This is a genomic window from Arenicella xantha (genome assembly GCF_003315245.1).
Lineage (GTDB): Bacteria > Pseudomonadota > Gammaproteobacteria > Arenicellales > Arenicellaceae > Arenicella > Arenicella xantha.
This window is the reverse complement of the sequence record NZ_QNRT01000002.1, coordinates 576,445-592,748: the sequence shown is the minus strand read 5'-3', so window position 1 is coordinate 592,748 and position 16,304 is coordinate 576,445. Positions and strand designations below refer to the sequence as shown.

19 protein-coding genes are annotated in these 16,304 nt (G+C 43.8%); 9 read left to right on the top strand and 10 right to left on the bottom strand.

All coding sequences use genetic code 11. The annotated features are described in order from the left end of the window. Positions 1–60 precede the first annotated feature (60 nt). Entirely contained in the window at positions 61–639 is a 579-nt protein-coding gene (locus tag DFR28_RS08430) for a TetR/AcrR family transcriptional regulator (RefSeq protein ID WP_113953891.1), read from the bottom strand. A 251-nt stretch (positions 640–890) separates the two neighbouring features. Between DFR28_RS08430 and DFR28_RS08425 the strand changes: the two genes are divergently transcribed. The 4 genes from DFR28_RS08425 (at position 891) to DFR28_RS08410 (ending at position 3,649) form a co-directional block, all read left to right on the top strand. Next, positions 891–1,445 carry a carboxymuconolactone decarboxylase family protein gene (locus DFR28_RS08425; RefSeq protein WP_113953890.1) on the top strand — a complete coding sequence of 185 codons (555 nt, stop codon included), beginning with the start codon at positions 891–893 and terminating at the stop codon, positions 1,443–1,445. A 254-nt stretch (positions 1,446–1,699) separates the two neighbouring features. Further along, on the top strand, positions 1,700–2,176 hold the full coding sequence (locus DFR28_RS08420) for a hypothetical protein (protein WP_113953889.1): 477 nt from the start codon (positions 1,700–1,702) through the stop codon (positions 2,174–2,176). 22 nt (positions 2,177–2,198) lie between these two features. Further along, a complete protein-coding gene (locus DFR28_RS08415) occupies positions 2,199–2,888 on the top strand; it encodes a haloacid dehalogenase type II (RefSeq protein ID WP_113953888.1) in 690 nt (229 codons plus the stop codon). 245 nt (positions 2,889–3,133) lie between these two features. Next, positions 3,134–3,649, top strand: coding sequence for a hypothetical protein (locus DFR28_RS08410; protein ID WP_113953887.1), 516 nt, complete (start codon positions 3,134–3,136; stop codon positions 3,647–3,649). Between the two features lie 287 nt (positions 3,650–3,936). On the opposite strand, the gene DFR28_RS08405 is transcribed toward DFR28_RS08410, so the two are convergent. The 6 genes from DFR28_RS08405 to DFR28_RS08380 form a co-directional block, all read right to left on the bottom strand. After that, positions 3,937–5,256: a spinster family MFS transporter gene (locus tag DFR28_RS08405; protein ID WP_113953886.1), complete on the bottom strand. Its 1,320-nt coding sequence runs from the start codon at positions 5,254–5,256 to the stop codon at positions 3,937–3,939. A 465-nt stretch (positions 5,257–5,721) separates the two neighbouring features. Next, positions 5,722–6,480: a helix-turn-helix transcriptional regulator gene (locus tag DFR28_RS08400; protein WP_113953885.1), complete on the bottom strand. Its 759-nt coding sequence runs from the start codon at positions 6,478–6,480 to the stop codon at positions 5,722–5,724. Positions 6,481–6,569: 89 nt separating this feature from the next. Next, positions 6,570–7,166: a Crp/Fnr family transcriptional regulator gene (locus tag DFR28_RS08395; protein ID WP_113953884.1), complete on the bottom strand. Its 597-nt coding sequence runs from the start codon at positions 7,164–7,166 to the stop codon at positions 6,570–6,572. Positions 7,167–7,325: 159 nt separating this feature from the next. Continuing rightward, positions 7,326–8,312: a zinc-dependent peptidase gene (locus tag DFR28_RS08390; RefSeq protein ID WP_113953883.1), complete on the bottom strand. Its 987-nt coding sequence runs from the start codon at positions 8,310–8,312 to the stop codon at positions 7,326–7,328. A 25-nt stretch (positions 8,313–8,337) separates the two neighbouring features. Then, the gene (locus DFR28_RS08385; RefSeq protein WP_113953882.1) at positions 8,338–8,910 is read right to left on the bottom strand and encodes an NAD(P)H-dependent oxidoreductase; all 573 of its coding nucleotides are present in this window, start codon (positions 8,908–8,910) and stop codon (positions 8,338–8,340) included. Between the two features lie 78 nt (positions 8,911–8,988). Next, complete coding sequence (locus DFR28_RS08380) at positions 8,989–9,807, bottom strand: helix-turn-helix domain-containing protein (protein WP_113953881.1); 819 nt, start codon at positions 9,805–9,807, stop codon at positions 8,989–8,991. Positions 9,808–10,270: 463 nt separating this feature from the next. Between DFR28_RS08380 and DFR28_RS08375 the strand changes: the two genes are divergently transcribed. Continuing rightward, positions 10,271–10,603 (top strand): hypothetical protein, encoded by a 333-nt coding sequence (locus tag DFR28_RS08375; RefSeq protein WP_113953880.1) that lies wholly within the window; start codon positions 10,271–10,273, stop codon positions 10,601–10,603. A 13-nt stretch (positions 10,604–10,616) separates the two neighbouring features. On the opposite strand, the gene DFR28_RS08370 is transcribed toward DFR28_RS08375, so the two are convergent. From DFR28_RS08370 to DFR28_RS08360, 3 genes are read right to left on the bottom strand one after another with little or no spacing between them, the layout of a single operon-like run. Beyond that, positions 10,617–11,210: a TetR/AcrR family transcriptional regulator gene (locus tag DFR28_RS08370; protein ID WP_113953879.1), complete on the bottom strand. Its 594-nt coding sequence runs from the start codon at positions 11,208–11,210 to the stop codon at positions 10,617–10,619. Positions 11,211–11,250: 40 nt separating this feature from the next. Further along, positions 11,251–12,042: an SDR family NAD(P)-dependent oxidoreductase gene (locus DFR28_RS08365; RefSeq protein WP_113953878.1), complete on the bottom strand. Its 792-nt coding sequence runs from the start codon at positions 12,040–12,042 to the stop codon at positions 11,251–11,253. Positions 12,043–12,089: 47 nt separating this feature from the next. Continuing rightward, positions 12,090–12,518, bottom strand: coding sequence for a tautomerase family protein (locus tag DFR28_RS08360; RefSeq protein WP_113953877.1), 429 nt, complete (start codon positions 12,516–12,518; stop codon positions 12,090–12,092). A 249-nt stretch (positions 12,519–12,767) separates the two neighbouring features. Between DFR28_RS08360 and DFR28_RS08355 the strand changes: the two genes are divergently transcribed. The 4 genes from DFR28_RS08355 to DFR28_RS08340 all read left to right on the top strand — a co-directional run bounded on the left by DFR28_RS08355 (position 12,768) and on the right by DFR28_RS08340 (position 16,216). Next, positions 12,768–13,613 carry an alpha/beta fold hydrolase gene (locus tag DFR28_RS08355; protein ID WP_170132030.1) on the top strand — a complete coding sequence of 282 codons (846 nt, stop codon included), beginning with the start codon at positions 12,768–12,770 and terminating at the stop codon, positions 13,611–13,613. 119 nt (positions 13,614–13,732) lie between these two features. Beyond that, positions 13,733–13,987 carry a GFA family protein gene (locus DFR28_RS08350; RefSeq protein ID WP_113953875.1) on the top strand — a complete coding sequence of 85 codons (255 nt, stop codon included), beginning with the start codon at positions 13,733–13,735 and terminating at the stop codon, positions 13,985–13,987. Positions 13,988–14,630: 643 nt separating this feature from the next. Continuing rightward, the gene (locus tag DFR28_RS08345; protein ID WP_147250964.1) at positions 14,631–15,212 is read left to right on the top strand and encodes a hypothetical protein; all 582 of its coding nucleotides are present in this window, start codon (positions 14,631–14,633) and stop codon (positions 15,210–15,212) included. 200 nt (positions 15,213–15,412) lie between these two features. After that, entirely contained in the window at positions 15,413–16,216 is an 804-nt protein-coding gene (locus DFR28_RS08340) for a hypothetical protein (protein ID WP_113953873.1), read from the top strand. Positions 16,217–16,304: the final 88 nt, after the last annotated feature.

Here is a 16,304-nt window from a genome sequence, read left to right as displayed (position 1 = left end):
CAACTTGGCGTTCAGTATTCGGTGCGTTGGACTCAGTAATTGTGCGCCTGACGCTAATTCCTAGAGAATGATCTTCTTGGCCTGATTGGCAATAGTCTGTAACGCTGATTTATTAAACACACCGCGACCTAATACGCGAATCGCTACGGTTAACGCTATTAGCGTTTTAGCTGTTTCGGCTGGATCTAGTTCTTTGCGAATATCGCCGCGTGCTTGACCGACTTCGATACTACGACGAAAAAACGCTTCTATTTGGTTGATCCCATTCGTGACTATCTCATTGACCTGTCGATCATGAGCGTGGATTTGCAACGCGGTGTTAAACAAAAAGCATCCCTTGTGTTCGGTGTCGGCCAAGGTGCTTGAAACAACATCATCAAAAAATTTGGTAATCGCTTTTACTGGTTCATCTAACGCTTCTAATGCAGCCAGCATTTCAAGCCGAGTCTGGTCATAGTTCAGTAAGGTTTTTATGAATAACGCCTGCTTTCCACCATAGGCGTTGTAAAGGCTGCCACGATTAAGACCAGTTCGATCTAACAGATCAGCGATAGAGGTCGACTCATAACCTTTCTGCCAAAACACTTGCGTTGCGTTGTCGAGTACTTCTTGTTCGTTAAATGATTTTTCCCACGGCATGGCAGAGTCTTTAGTTGGATTTAGACACTCACGTTTATATCATATATATACCGTTTGGTACAAATAACGATAGGCCAGGCATTGATTCAATATGCCATGCGCCCTTATTAGAGCGGGCATGCGAGTGCTTCATAAGAATTAGTGCTATGCATAGATGTAAAACGTTAGAGGTTTGTGTTGACCTATCGGTACAAATCAAGATAGTCTATACCGATCAGTATAAACAAACCCAATACCTGTTAGGAAACACTATGATTAACTTTACTCTACACACTGAAGAAACCGCCCCCGACGAGAGCAAAGAGCTACTCGCTAAGTCGAAAAAGACTAACGGCAGAATTCCTGGCTTGCATGCCGTTATGGCCGAGGCGCCAGGCTTGTTTGCTGCTTATGGTGCGGTGCATGAGCAGTTTATGAATTCAAGCTTTGATAAAGACGAACTTACGGTGGTGTGGCAAACCATTAACGTAGAACATGAATGTCATTATTGCGTTCCTGCGCATACCGGGATCGCTAAAAGCATGAAGGTGGACGATGCCATTACTGAAGCTTTGCGCAATGAAACACCATTACCCAATGCACGTTTAGAGGAATTGCGAAATTTTACGCTTGATGTGGTTAGAAATCGTGGTGTGGTTGAAGACGCATCTGTTCAGGCATTTTTAGATGCTGGTTTCACCAAGCGCCAAGTACTCGAGGTCATTCTTGGCCTGTCGCAGAAAATTATGTCGAACTATACCAATCACTTTGCGCAAACACCGGTCGACGCGGTATTTCAAAAGTACGAGTGGAATAAGGTTGTTTAACTGTCCTATAAGGGGCGCGTAATAGTACCTAATGAGCAAGGCGGTTGCGAAACAGCCGTCTTGCACTTAGCACTAAAGCTTATTGCCATGCTAACCTGAGAAAGTCTACCCTGAGAAAGTAACAAGCTAGCATCGCTTAGCTTGTTGCAAGGTTTATGACACTCGATAGGTAGTCTGTGCGTAATTTTCGGTATCAATTGCTGGTCTGTAACTCTCTTTGCTAATCGCAATTGTACAAAGCACATGAACAAAAAATGACAAAAAAAACCATCACATTATTAATTTCATCGGTAGTCATCGGGTTGCTGGTGGGCGTTATCTTTATTTTTGTACAACCCTTATTTGGTATGTCCGCGCTTACTCAGCGCCATGCCGAAGGTTATATGAAATTGGGCTCCATGAGTGAAAGCACAGCGCTAGTATCCGCGTGGTTTGTTCATCTATTCATTTCGGCTTGTTACGGAATTGCATCGGCGATCGCATTATTGATTAGTCGCAACGCATTGCCCTATACGCTACAAATAGTGTTTCTTGGTTGGATTACCACCGTGATTGCGCCGCCAGCGAATGCTTTTTTGGTTAAGCTAATTGGTACTCAATCGTTGCCAGCTATTAGCACGTTGCCGGCATTGAATTTTGCCTTCGATGCTAAGCTTGTGTTGCATCTTATTTTCTTTGCCGTTATTGCTATATCACTGTGGAGCTATCAGCGCATTTCAACACAACTTTGATGTAAGCATGGAGTAATTTAGCATGACTCAATCTAGCCAAACTCTCACTATTGCCTTCGATGTGTATGGCACGCTGATCGATACCCAAGGCGTGCTAGCTAGCTTGGAGGCGGTGGTTGGCGACCGAGCTGGGTTATTGTCAGAAACATGGCGTAGTAAACAATTGGAATATTCATTTCGCCGAGGTTTGATGCGACGTTACGTAGACTTCGCCACATGCACCAGCCATGCGCTTGACTTTGCGTGTCAGCAGCATGGCGTGTCCTTGTCCGCGATGCAAAAACAGCGCTTATTTGATAGCTATCGGAACCTTCCAGCATTCAACGATGTACGCGCCGGGTTGACTTTGTTAGTTAATGCTAAGGTTAATCTATATGCCTTCTCCAATGGCAGTACAAACGCGGTTCAAGAATTATTGCATAACGCGGGTATTCGCGATCTATTTCTCGATACTGTCAGCTGTGATGACGTGATGTCTTTTAAACCAAATCCTGATGTTTACACGCACTTTTTGACTACCAGTAAGGCATCGGTTAGCAGTGCATGGTTGGTTTCAAGCAATCCATTCGATGTGATTGGTGCAATGTCGGCCGGCATGCAAGCGGTATGGGTTCAAAGGTCAAGTGCCGCAGTGTTTGACCCTTGGGGTATGGAGCCAACATTGACGATTAGCTCACTGAATGAACTCTATCAAGAATTGATAGTTTACTAGCCAGTAATTTGAGTTTTGTATTACTCGTTCAGTTGGGTTATTTGTAGCCAATTCGCCGCGTAAAACTAAAAAATACTCTAAACCAGCTATTTTCTCGTATTCATGTATTTGAAAGTATTCCTTGCATAAATAGCTATCTAGTACTTTAATGAATAGCTTACCTCAGCCTGATTAGCTAGTACTAGTGGCCTAATCAATTGGCTTGTCCTCATTCTAGTTAATTCGATTAAATAGCGCCTCATAAAATGCCAAGCCCTGAAACCGATCCGAATATTCTTATCCTTGAAGACGACCTTGACCAAATGGAGTTGTTGGTTGATTTCACGTTAACAGAGATCAAAGAGCTCATGAATGATAAGAGTATTAACGAAGCGCAGCGGCAGAAATTGAAGCGAATTCGGATTATAAAAGTGAGTAATATCAAGTCATTACAAACGGCTGCGTCCATGCATAAGAACGTGATACTCGCTGTATTGGATTGTAATTCACCGGATTCTAAAGGTGGTGAAGCTCACGACCAGCTGGTAAAGACCAATCATGTTATAACTGGGCAGCACAAGGCAGTGGATATTGTGACTGAAGAGTTACCAGATACACCGATTACCATGATTTCATCGTTAGACCGGTTTAGAACAATCATAAACCGATACTATGAGAGTAACTTTAAACTGAGTATCAATTTCATTCCCAAAACTGGTGTTTTGAAGATTAAGGAAAATGTTGAACTAAGTTTGCGTAAGTACCTGAATGCGGCTAATTAATTTTGTTAAGCGCTGAGTAGTGCCAAAGTTGGCGAGCAGCATTAGAGAGATAAAGGAAGTTCGAGCTTACAAGGACGAGTTCTCGTTCCACAATCATTGGCTGACACTCAGCTTGATTCTATTTGGTCTTATTTGAACAATGTGTGAGCTGTTATGACTTAGCCGGTCAAGGTTTGGTCATCGATCTGCACCAAGCTTTTTTGATAGATGAAGAGTGTGCCGCTCACTAAACAATAGTGGAGCCAGACGCACGTTCAACTGGTGTGCGTCGACTCCTCCGTTTGGCCTTATCCCTCGGCTAACTTAATATTTCTTTTTTCTGCAGCATCCCAATCTTTAGGCAATACTTTAGAAACGATTAGAAAGCTTATAATCGAAGGTATAAACATTAAGCAAGTTACCGTCATTGCGTATCGCATTGACATCAAATCACCATTGCTTTGTTTAAATACATCTATTAACCAGCCGGCGAAAGTCGGTCCACCGCCTAATGCCACCATATTGAGAATAAAGAAAAATAGGGCGGTAGACATAGCGCGCATATTAATCGGTGCTAAAGTCTGCGCGATAGCAAAGCTAGGACCTAGGTAGATGCCTAAGAAGAACAGTAAAAAGGTCGTAAAGCCCAAGTGAACCCATACTGACGAAACCCAGAACCCCATAATGGCGACAGGGAGGCAGATAGCAATCGCAATCGCAGGTAGCCAACCGTAGGCACGAATATTTTTGCTGCCCCATTTGTCAGCAACTTTCGCACCTAGAAAGGCGCCACCGGCGTAGGTTGTACCGTTGATAATACCCAGTACGATGACCAAGGTTTGAAAGTCGAAGCTGGGGTCAAGAAGGCGCAAATACTTCGTTTGAAAGGCCGAAAATCCGTATGACACGAACGAACCAAAAGCAATTCCAAAGCACATTGCCCACCAAGCAGGAATCTTGAGTAGGCTCTTAAGAGACTCTTTAAACGGCGGTTGCTTTATGCTTGCGTGATTTTTGAATTCCATCGCGCCGCGGATTGGCTCACGGAGCACCAAACGAACAACAACCGCTAATGCGACACCAGTCAAACCAAGGAACACAAAAATTCGTCGCCAATCGACATCTTCACCTGATGATCCCATCAGAAACGCTGTAGCGAAATACGCTGACATGATTCCAAGCGGAATACCCATTGAGTAAACACCGAGTGCGCTAGCCCGTTCTTCCTTGCCGTAGAGATCCGAAATAATGGAATGTGACGGTGGGCTGCCACCGGCTTCGCCAATACCCACGCCCATACGTGCCATACCGATTTGGAAAAAGTTTCCTGCTAAGCCGGTTAGCGCAGTAAAACCACTCCACATGGCTAATGAAATTGACAGTATGTTAACGCGGTTATAGCGGTCTGCCAGCCAGGCGATCGGAATCGCGACACCGGTGTAAAAAGCGGCGAAGGCTAGGCCAATCAACAGGCCAAGCTGCGTGTTTGTCAGCCCTAAATCCTTTTGTATAAATGGCGCTAGAATGCCAACTATTTGCCGATCGATAAAATTAAATCCATAAACTACAGTGAGTAAAACCAGTACAAGTGCACGATATTGTTTGCTAGAGGATTTTGGGTCGGTCATTTAGCAGTTTCCTTTGATGTTTATTAAAATTTTTATTATTACCTTATTAAGCGAATGGAGCTGCCGTTAAGGTTTTATAGTTCTTCCGTCCAGTATACCCATATCTTTTTGATTGACTCAGAAGCATTTCTGAAAATATTCAGAATTCATCGTATCAATAGCTAAAATTTATTGGCCGTCTGACTAGCGTTTAGTTTTACCATCATTATTGTATTCACGAAGTATATGTGGATGGCTAACGCTAAGCAGAGCATGTTGGAGCAATTTAGAGCTCAGTCAAAATTCACTATTAATGTACAAGGGGAATCGGGCCTTAATGTATTGTTATTAGGCCGCGATGAGAGGTGTTTGGCGCGTTGGAGGCAGGTACAACACCGGTTGGACAGCCGATTCAGGGCGTGTAGAGTAAACTAAATACCGCAGTTCCATTCATCGAAGCTCTAATAAACACACTTGGCTAAACGGCTAATTGCTGATACTTAACTCGTGTTCAACGATAATTTTAGTCGCTTGTACTCGGTTATGCACGCCAAGCTTGCGATAGATATTCTTCATGTGAGTGGAAACCGTACTTTCGGATACGCACAAGGCTTCAGCACACTTTTTTCGTGAGTAGCCGTTGGCAATTTTTTTTAGCACGCGGTTTTCTTTCGGCGTTAAATTCTCAAGTCCATTAGTATCTGCATTCGCGGAAGAATCCTTCACCGTGTTAGGGGCAACCATTATATTTTTTCGGTCGAGTATTTTTTCAATGTGTCGGTGCACCAACATGCACGCCACCTGGGCAGCCCCCTCAACTTCGGCACATAAGGCCTGATGCGCTTTACGTTTTAATCCGGTACCTAAATTGAATCCGCCGTAGCGATTGGACCCAGCAAGGCGCAGTGGAATAGCGAGCCCTGAAATCATACCGAGCTTAGCGCCGAGTTCTATGAGTTCAATGGCCTTAGGCGGTAAATTGTAACCAGCGTTAAACTCTGAGAACTCCAATCCAGTAAACATGGTGTCGTAGCTGTGACAGCAAAACTCTAGGAAGGGATCATAAAAGTCCGCCTCATTATCTGAATGCAGACCAAAATTGTCGTAGTAAAAAAACTCATCGTTATTGTGATTTGAAATGGTGTAGACGACGTAGTCAAACCCAAGTTCTCTCGCAAGTGGAACGAACGCTTTCCAGACGCTGTCTAAGTCGTCTAAGGACTCAATCAGCTTTACCTGCTTCATTATTTGCAAAACATCAATATTTTTTGAGGTGGATATAGAAACCGAATATACCCTATCTAAGTAGAGGATTGGTTAACTCTAGATGCTAGCTATTCAGTGCTTGGTTTGGTAAGTAGACGGCTAAGGCTTACGGCTGTGATACCGATATACGAGGCGATTTGATATTTCGGTATCAGGTGTTCAAATTCGCCGTATTTTTGCTGAAAAGCACGATAACGTTGAGCGGCATCGAAATGCAAGAATTCGTATTCGCGTTGGTCTTTCTCGACAAAGAATCGTTCCGCTATCTTTTTTCCGAGAATATTAGTATCGAGGTCTATATCGAATAAACTCCAAAAATCAGGATGCGTCATTACGTACAATTCGGTATCGGTTACCGCTTGGATGCAGCAGCGCGCTGGCACGCCTCGGATGACTTCTGCAAACGCGATCGCGACGAGCCCCGGTGGTTGAAAGTACTTGGTGAATTCTTTGCCATCTTCAGCGAGGTAATACTGTCGGCATAAGCCGTTTACCACAAAGCCTGCCTTGCCAGAAGGTTGACCTACCTTCAACAGGTGCTCGCCTTTTTTTAGCAACACTTTATTGATCGATAGTCCTGCCACTGACAGCAGCGACTCGGGAATGTCATGGAATGTTTTGAGGAATTTATAGAGTTCAGGGAAGCTATCAACGGGGCTTTGCATTGTGTTTTGTGAAACCTGAGTGTGTGGGGTTGTTGCCTAATACACATGACAATTTACGCCCTGATTTTTATCACATATTAAGTGAATGTTGCGGCGTCAGTTTACATCGGTGCGCGACGGTTGACCTCGAGAAAGGCTGCTGTTGGATGCTTTTGAATTCTACGTTTCTGATAGCATACAACAGCGTTTGAAACGTTTTCCGCTACCACAAGGGCAGGGCGCCTTTTTACGAATTCTAAGGGTCTGTTGTACAGCAGCTCGGTCCTGACGATAGAACTTTTGTAGAGCCTGATAGATTTCAGGGTGTTTACGTTTCAATAATTTAGGACGTTCGAAAAAATACTCGCTAATTACCGCAAAAAACTCCGCATTATTGGTCGCTCCATAGTCTCGTATGTCGCTTTTACGTTGATTAATGTCGCTAATTTTTTGTTTGACTAAGTCTAACCAAGGCAGTGCAAACGAATGTTCGGTGAGTTGTTGCGGAAGTCCGTCGATGTCGCCATCGGCTAAGTCGATAAGATGAGCAAATTCGTGGATCGCTACATTACGTTTATCACGATCGTTGCTGAACCCTTGGTGCAAGGCCGGTTGGCTTAAAAATAGCTTATTTGATAAGTGCTGGGTCCCGACCATGCCGGTAATCGCTGAGCCGCTATCTTGTGTGACCTCTTGACCGATAGTTGTGGCGACCAGATAAACTGTGCCGACTTTAACGTAATGCCATTGAGGAAATCCCCACGCCAATATTACAGATCCAGCGGCCACGAGCAGTTTGTCTTCATCTGATACTTCTAGTTGATGACCAATAAACACGGTGCTTTGAATAAAGGATACACAACGAGACTCGAACTCGAGGCGCTCTGACGCGTTTAAGGCGGCGTAAAACGAGACCGTGGAGGTGAGAAAAGCACGGTGTTGCTGATTCAGTTTGGCCGGTACCGGTGTGCTGAAAAACAGTGAAGAGAACAGCTGATTTAGAAAACTAAACATCGGCAAATGGGTAGCGTTTGAAGCGCTACCGATGATAGAAAATGGAATAACAGCATTGTAGTCGTTCGACCGTGGAAAGGGTAATTGTTGAACGGGTAAATAGCGGGGCAGCGGTAAACCAGCGCTGCGCTGGTATATTGACGCTTGCCCCAATGATGCTTCAACTCCTAAGTATCAGTCAGGCAAACACTGACTCGATATGATTGATCCATTGCTCTATTGTGTCACGCGTTGCTCGGTCGGCATTATCAAAATAGAGATGTCGTTTGAGCGCCATACCGCAGTAATTATAAATGCCAACATCGCTAGTTAGTGCTAGTGCTTTATCCATACCGATAGCTTGGTATTCGGGTTGTGACTTTCCGTGGGTATTAATGACCACAGCTTGTTTGCCAGACAATAGGCCATGTTGCTTACCGGCCTCGTAGCAATACGCAAAACCATAACTAAATACTCGATCGATATAGCCTTTGAATATTGCTGGTAAGCCGGTCCACCAAATCGGGTGAATAAACGTGATGCAATCGGCCCAGCGGATAAAGTCTTGCTCTAGCGCGACTTCTTCGGCGACCTGGCCAATTCGCTGGCCTTGCATATCGGATAATGACAAAACAGGGTCAAATTTTAGTTCGTATAAATTTCGGGTTTTAACCGTATGGTCTTGCCGTTTAAGATGCATTTCGAGTGCGTATAGCAATGTCGAATTTAGACTCTCGTTATTAGGATGAGCGAACACGATTAGATGATTCATGGCTAGGGCTTAAATTGTTGGTTGCGTTAACTCAAGAATAGAAGCTTGGCGTGATCGATGATTGTAAGAAAACGAAGTTCAGCTGACTGGGTTGCAAATGGTTTGCTGGAACTTGAGGTACTGCGATGGGCTCAAATTAAGATAATGCTTGAAGTCATGAATTAGGTGACTTTGGTCGTAGTAACCGCATTCTGAGAGTACGTCGAACCAATCGATGCATTTATCCTGATCGTTTAAATGATGGACCAATTCAATGGCTTTTAGAAAGCGTTGATATCGGTTGACTTGCTTCGCGGTGTAGCCAAAATACCTTTTGAAATGCGTTTGAATGGTGCGTTGTGACTTGTTGCTAGAATGGGCAACGGTGTTTATTGGTTCTGGTGATTGCCCTTTAGCATGAACTAATTGCGCGGCGAGTTCATTGCGGGTTTTTAAGTATGGCCGACAAAACTCTAGAATAAAGTCCACGCGGTTATAAGCGGAATCGATTCGATTGAGGTCATGCCACAATGCTGTGAAACAATTATCACTTAACAATTCATCTGGGCTGGTTTGACGATTTTCTTGAATAGCGACGAGTCCAAAGAAACGAAAGAATGCATCGTCCTTAAAGTTAGCGACTAGAATTTCTGAGTTTGCTGGTAGGGCATAGTCAAAGGCTTGTTTTATCGGACCAAGTATCAAGCATTTGTCTACGCTGATTTGCCCACTTGTCTGGCTGCCTAGGATGGTTCTAGCTTTGAAGCTAAAAATCAGAATAGTCTGAAACGAAGGCAATAACGTTCGGCGAATCGTTTTCTCGGAATTATTTTGTGCGAAATAGAAGTGAGAAAATACAGCTGAAAATTCATCCGGGACATCGATTCTATAATGAGTGTATTGACTGTTTGTTCGCATGCGTCGGTGCTAAGTAATTAGACTTCACCAAGGGCGAGTTCTTGGGTGTGGTTTCGAGACTTGATCATTCGATACTCAAGCAGCATTGTCAAATCGCAAACAGACAGTTGTCGGGGTATTTCAAGAAGCTTGGTTCCCGACTTTGTACTACTGACCTTGTGCTACTGACCTTGTGCTACTGACCTTGTGCTACTGACTTTGCACTACTGTTTAGTGTTAAAGGAAGTCTTCTTATGTTATTCCAATAAATTCGTTGTTTATAGGCACTTACATAAATGTAACTCTAACGAAATTAGCTAAAAAACAGGCTGACATTTTTTGTCTGACATGGGCCGCGCGGCCTTATTCTATGCGTGTCTAGGCATGTCAATAAATGGCAGCATGCAGACGGGCCTTTAGTCCATTGCTCGGTATCTACCCGAATGATTAAATTTGCCTATCTTACTTCGGGGGAACGTAGAAAATGGGGATTGAATTTAGTTATAGAGACTTGAAAAAGGACATGCTTTCTCACAAAGCATTGGCTCTTTTGTCTGAGTTTGCATTAATTTGGCATGCCAATACTGGCGAGCTAATTGACTTAGAATTGGATGACGCTGTTATACAAGTGTTGCGTAATTCTAAGCGCAGTAAAGACCGGCGCTTGCGCTCGATTTATTTACATCTTCGAGCCGAGTTCAGCAATAAAATAGAGAGTTCGTTAACCGAATGTGATGGGATGTTGGCCGATCAATTAATGGCTCATATTACTCGAGGGCGAAAGTGTCATCTGTTTGACAGAGAGTTTGTCGCCTAAAGCGAACACCTGATCACTTCCAGCCTTGACGTGCCGCAATAAGGGCATTAACACGTGCAGCCGCCAACATCGCGTTGACGGCTGTTACGTCATCATATAACCGTGCAAATTGTAGGGCTCCTACCATACCAGCGAAAATTGTTGTGGCGCGGGCTTCTCGGTTTGGTGAACCTCCTCCGTCAGGCAGTAAGCGCGCTAATAATGACACAATAGGTCTCGCTCCTTCGGTAAGCGCTACTCGCATCTCATGGCTCTCGCGGCTAACTTCCGGGGCGAGTGCAGCAATAATGCAACCGTTATCAAATGACTCCCAATGCCGTTGGCTTAGATAGGCCGACACAAATGCTTCTAATTGTTCGTTTGCCTCAGCGAGCTGAACGACGGCAAGCAGATTCTGATAGGTTTGGCTTAGCGCCTCTTCTATTGCGGCTTCGACGAGCTTAGCCTTAGACGGGAAATGCGCATAAAATGCCCCGTGGGTTACCCCTGCATCAGCGACCAAAGTTCGCAGTCCAACAGCATTAAGCCCGTCACGGCGTAGACGAATGGATGCTTGAGATATCAGCTTTCGCCGTGTCTCAGATTTATGTGTTTCCTGGTATCTCATACATTTCGGTTTGTTGGTTGGAAGCCCCTTTATTCTAAAACTATAAGTAGCGTGGTGCGACTTTTCCTGAGCTAACAGCAGCAAAGTATGTAGTACGTGTGTTTTCCATATCTTCCCATACTTTTGGCTCAGCCATTGTCGGGTTGGTCACAATTTCACCTTGTTCAAGGCCGCTCAGTGCGGCATCAACTAATTCATCTGCGGTGATATAGTAGTCGTCTGGAAACACCGAGTCGCTCATTCCTTGTGAGGAAAAAAACTCTGTTCGCACTGGGCCTGGCATCACGACTTGAATTCGAATATCCGTGCCTTCAAACTCCATCGCGATGCTTCGAGTAAAATTGACTACATAGCTTTTAGTGCCACTATAAACTGCCGCGGCGGCACTTGGCCAAAAAGCAATAATGGAACCAAGGTTTATTAGCGTGCCTTTGCCGCGATCACGAAAACCGTCAAGAGCAGCCTGCGAAAGGCGAGTGACTGCGATTATATTTAGACGAACCAGTGCTTCTGTTTTATCTGCAGTAGTCGAGGATAAGGGGCCGAGGCCACCGCTACCGGCATTATTTACCAAAATATCGACTGGATCTGATTTGAGTTTTGTCTCTAAAGTTAACAAGTCGCTTGGATTTGCTAGATCTAATGACAGTGTTTCCACATTTACCGTATACCGCTTTTTGAGTTGTGTTGCTAGTTGTTGTAAACGATCTTTCCTTCTTGCAACAATAAGTAGCGGATGCCCCTGTGCTGCGAGTCTATCAGCATAAATAGCGCCAATACCGGACGATGCACCAGTGATAATGGCGAGCCCTTTTTGATTTGAATTAGTCATGAAATTTTCCTTTTATACAAAGGTTTTTGTGTTGGATTAGATGTGAACTATGCGTGTGTACGCGGAGAAGCCTTGTTCTGAGCAATCCAGCGAGCTTCGTCTTCGGTGCCTTCGCGTGGAGGGAAGTGGCCTTGTATTGACCACATCGAGAATGGGGTTTCGTCGACGTGAAATTCCCAGTCAAAGCCTCGATCTTTAACCCAAGGCGCAATTACCTTGTTAACCGCATTGATAAACCGAACACTTGATTGTTCATCGGGAAAGTCGCGGGCGATGTGATCAATCCAAATTCTTATGAAATTATTTCTAGCCACGCCTCCGATATAAAATGACTCGGATTCAATGGGTTGAAAAACCACGCCGACATAAAATTTTGGCATAAATTGAGCATATATTGCAGTGATGCTCTCAGCTATTGCTTGCTTATCGTCTGCGTTGTAGGCATCTGTCGGGTGATAAAAGTTCCAAAGTGGCATCGTATAAATCCTCGAATAGTTAGTTATAAAGAAATTTTTTAATAAATATTACAAGTGCAATATAAATACCTCGATTGCGGATTGCAATAGCATTACGACTGAAATACTATGGGCTTGTTGTTTATTACTACTGCCGTCGGAGGCCAAATGAAGACAATAGATTATTGTAAGAGAACAGTCCTGTTAGGTTTCGCATTGATGTTGTGCGTAACAGTATCAGGCTGTATAGCTCCTAAGAACAGACTTGGTATGACTGATAATGTGATGCACTCTAAAACTGAAGTTGTTGAGGTAAATGGAGAAAAAATCAGTTACAGGTCGTTCGGCACAGGGGCGCCGCTGCTGCTATTGCAGAGGTTTCGTGGCAGTCTAAACGACTGGGACCCAGAACTTTTGACGGCATTGTCTGTTTCGAACCGTGTAATCACTTTTGATAGCATTGGGGTTGCAGACAGTGAAGGACAGATTCCCGAAACGCTTGAAGGTGCCGCCGATTTTGTTGTTGCCTTTATGGACGCACTCAAAATTCAACGGGCAAATGTGTTGGGTTGGTCTTTAGGTGGAATGACGGCACAAGTATTGGCGATTAAGCATCCTGACCGGGTAGAAAAGCTCATACTGGCCGGTACTACTCCACCAGCTGGAAGTGACGAGGTGCAATTTGCACCGGATGAGTGGACCTCCATTGCTACCAAGCCAGAGAATTCAGCAGCGGATATGGCTTACCTTTTCTATACCACGACTGATTCAGGATTAAGGGCCGCGCTTGAATCACAACAAAGGTTTGAAAGACTTTATGAACGTGGGGTAAGGACTAAAACGAGCGCTTCGATAATTATGCCCCAAGCTATTGCCGCGCGTGGCTTTATTGATAATCGGGGGAATTGGTACCAACGGCTTACACATATTGAGCGCCCAGTTTTGATCGCTAATGGTGATTCCGATTTAGCCTTTCCGGTGATTAACTCAATCGTACTTCATCGCGAAATACCTGATAGTAAACTAGTGATTTATCCGGATGCAGGCCATGCATTCTTATTTCAATATGCGAGTCGGTTCTCAGTTGATGTGAATAATTTCTTGGGTAATGAATAGCCTAGCAAGTTTGATGTTGCCGCTAGTAAGCTAACGCTTGATCTTGTAAAACGGCTGAGTTAATGACACGATTTATCTCAATTTTTTCTGGTAATGCTAGGCATTCAAGGAGTAGCAAAATGCACAACAAGATAAAGGGTGGTTGTCTTTGTGGTGGTGTAGTGTATTCACTAAGAGACGACTTCAAGGCGTTCTATCAATGTCATTGTAGACAATGTCAGCAACTAACCGGCACCGCATTTGCGTCAAACTTTTTTACTGTTAGCGGCAATATTATTTGGGAGTATGGTCAGCAAAAAGTTAAACAATATGAACATCCTACACGTGAATTTTCTAAAGCATTTTGTCGTGATCGCGGCGATGCTTTATTCTGAGCGATTTGTCTTTGGCGTCTTCAAGAGGTGAAAAGTAGCCTTCTTGAATTGAGTTTCGCATATGTGAAATTCCGAATCAAAGTTTCGATCCTTAACGCAAGGTATAATAACGGTGGCAGCGATAATGATAACCCGAGCGCTCCAGGTCACCAGAACGGTCGCAGGCTATGAGGTCAATTCATATTTGTACGAAATTATTCTGAGCCGCACCACCAATGTAAAACGACACTGAGGCCTTCTTCTAGAAGTCCACGCTGACGTAATGTCTTCTCATAAACCTCGATAATGTTCTCCGCTATTTTCTGCTTATCTTCGGTGATTTAGGTATCTCTTTGCTGATAAAACTTCATATCGGTATTGCGCTAAAAGCTAAGTTTTGAAAATGTGTGAATAGTGAAATACTGTTGGTTCATTGATTGATGACCAACGCCATTGAGCCTTAATCAAGATCAGTTTTGCTCAAAAATTAGTTAAAACTGAGTAGTAAGCACCAAAAATGAGTAGAGAATCATCCATATGAGGGATTTACCTAAAAAATCTTTTGGTTATACTGATTTTCCTTGTTCAACTCTTTGTTATGAGTAAGTGCATCTATATTGTGCTTACCTTAAGCAAAGTTAACTATAAAAACGGGTTAATTATTATGAAGAAAAATATGATAAAGCTGTTCTCATTTGTAGCGCTAGTCAGTGCTGGGTTTACCGGTGGGGCTGTCCATGCTTATGATGTAATTAATGGTAATGCTTGTGTTGCCGCGAATTTGAATCAAGCTTTCGAACTCCAATGGAACCAGGCGCGTGTACTAAACCCCGCGACTAACCCGAATACGAGATTTGTTACTTGCACGATTTCTACTGGGCCAAAGTATATGGATATGGACCCGTCGTTGCAGATCACTTCCGTCGAGTCAGGCGGTGTTGAGGCATATTTTCACGCTGACGCGAGTGGTTCGGCTGAAGCCGCTTGTATTTTTCGCGAAATGAGCTCTGGAAGCACTGGAAATGCTGGCGCTGATACTTCAGTTGTAACGGTTGTCAATGGCGATGCTGCAGCCGCCAATACTGCTCGAGGCAGCTTCAGTTCTGGCGCTGGTCTAAGTTTTGGTATTAACATTGGAATTGGTGGTTCTGCGTCTACCACACGTACTTATACCATGACCTGCGCTTTAGATCCTGGTGTCGGAATCAATGCTTATTGGGCGAATCAGACTCTTCCTTCGTCATAATCGATGCGCTAGATTCTTAGTGGATCAATGCCGGTTAGGCAAGTCTCACCTTCATTTCATTTCTGGGTACGGTCGTGGATCGCTCGTGATGACTCAGAAATGGAATGTTGGTGGGCAATTGTGCTTCACCTTTGTAACCTTGGTTAAGTTCAGGCGAGCTTATCTCGAATTTTTCTTGCTCAGTTTACGTGCTCAAAACAATGTCAAAACAAACTACTATAATTAGCGCATTATTTGTTGTGTTGTCCTCGGCGGTTATTCTTGCTTGGTCATTAAATCAGCCTCCTTCTCATGAATCCATTAGTTTAAGTGATTCGAGAAATGGTGATTCGATCGAAAAGTCTTCTGGGGGAGATGATTTCACTTTATCCGATTTATACAAAGAGATTGTCAAAATTAGGTCCGACTTGGATACGATGAAGGTGGCAGTAAGCGAGCTTCAGCATAGTGGGGGTGATTCATCAAACTCAGGCAATAACGATGCCGATTCAAATACTGTTGGCCTTGCTGAGTTATTTCAACAATATATGGATGACCCTGATTCAGTAGCAATGAAAATTGCTCCGTACTTGGATAGGCATCAATTAAACTCTGATAAAGAAACGGATCTATATTTCTCTCAACTGTCCGATATAGACCCTAGTTGGAGTGCCGAGTCTCAAGCATTTATTAGTGAATCAATATCGGATTCAAAATTACAGAGTATCGCTACAACTCAAGTCAATGAAGCGACGTGCAAAGCAGGTGTTTGTAAGGTTGATATCTCATTTACTAGCAATAATGGCGGCAAGTTTTCGGAAGAAGAGCTATTTGAAGCTGAAAATCGCATGCTTATTGCTCTTTCTACACAATTTCCAGACACAAGACTGAAGCAGGTTGAGAAAAACGGGCAAATTTCATACCAAGGTTATGTTAGTGATCGTTCGACTAAGTTGCCGGAAAATCAACTTGATTTGAATGACCCTGCGGTCATTGCGGAGATACGAGCAGCTATACAGCAATAGTTTAAATATGCTCAACTTTTGATCTGAAATGCACTAGCTATATTGGGACTAGAATTAGTCTAATATAACATTGATTTGGTCGAATGCG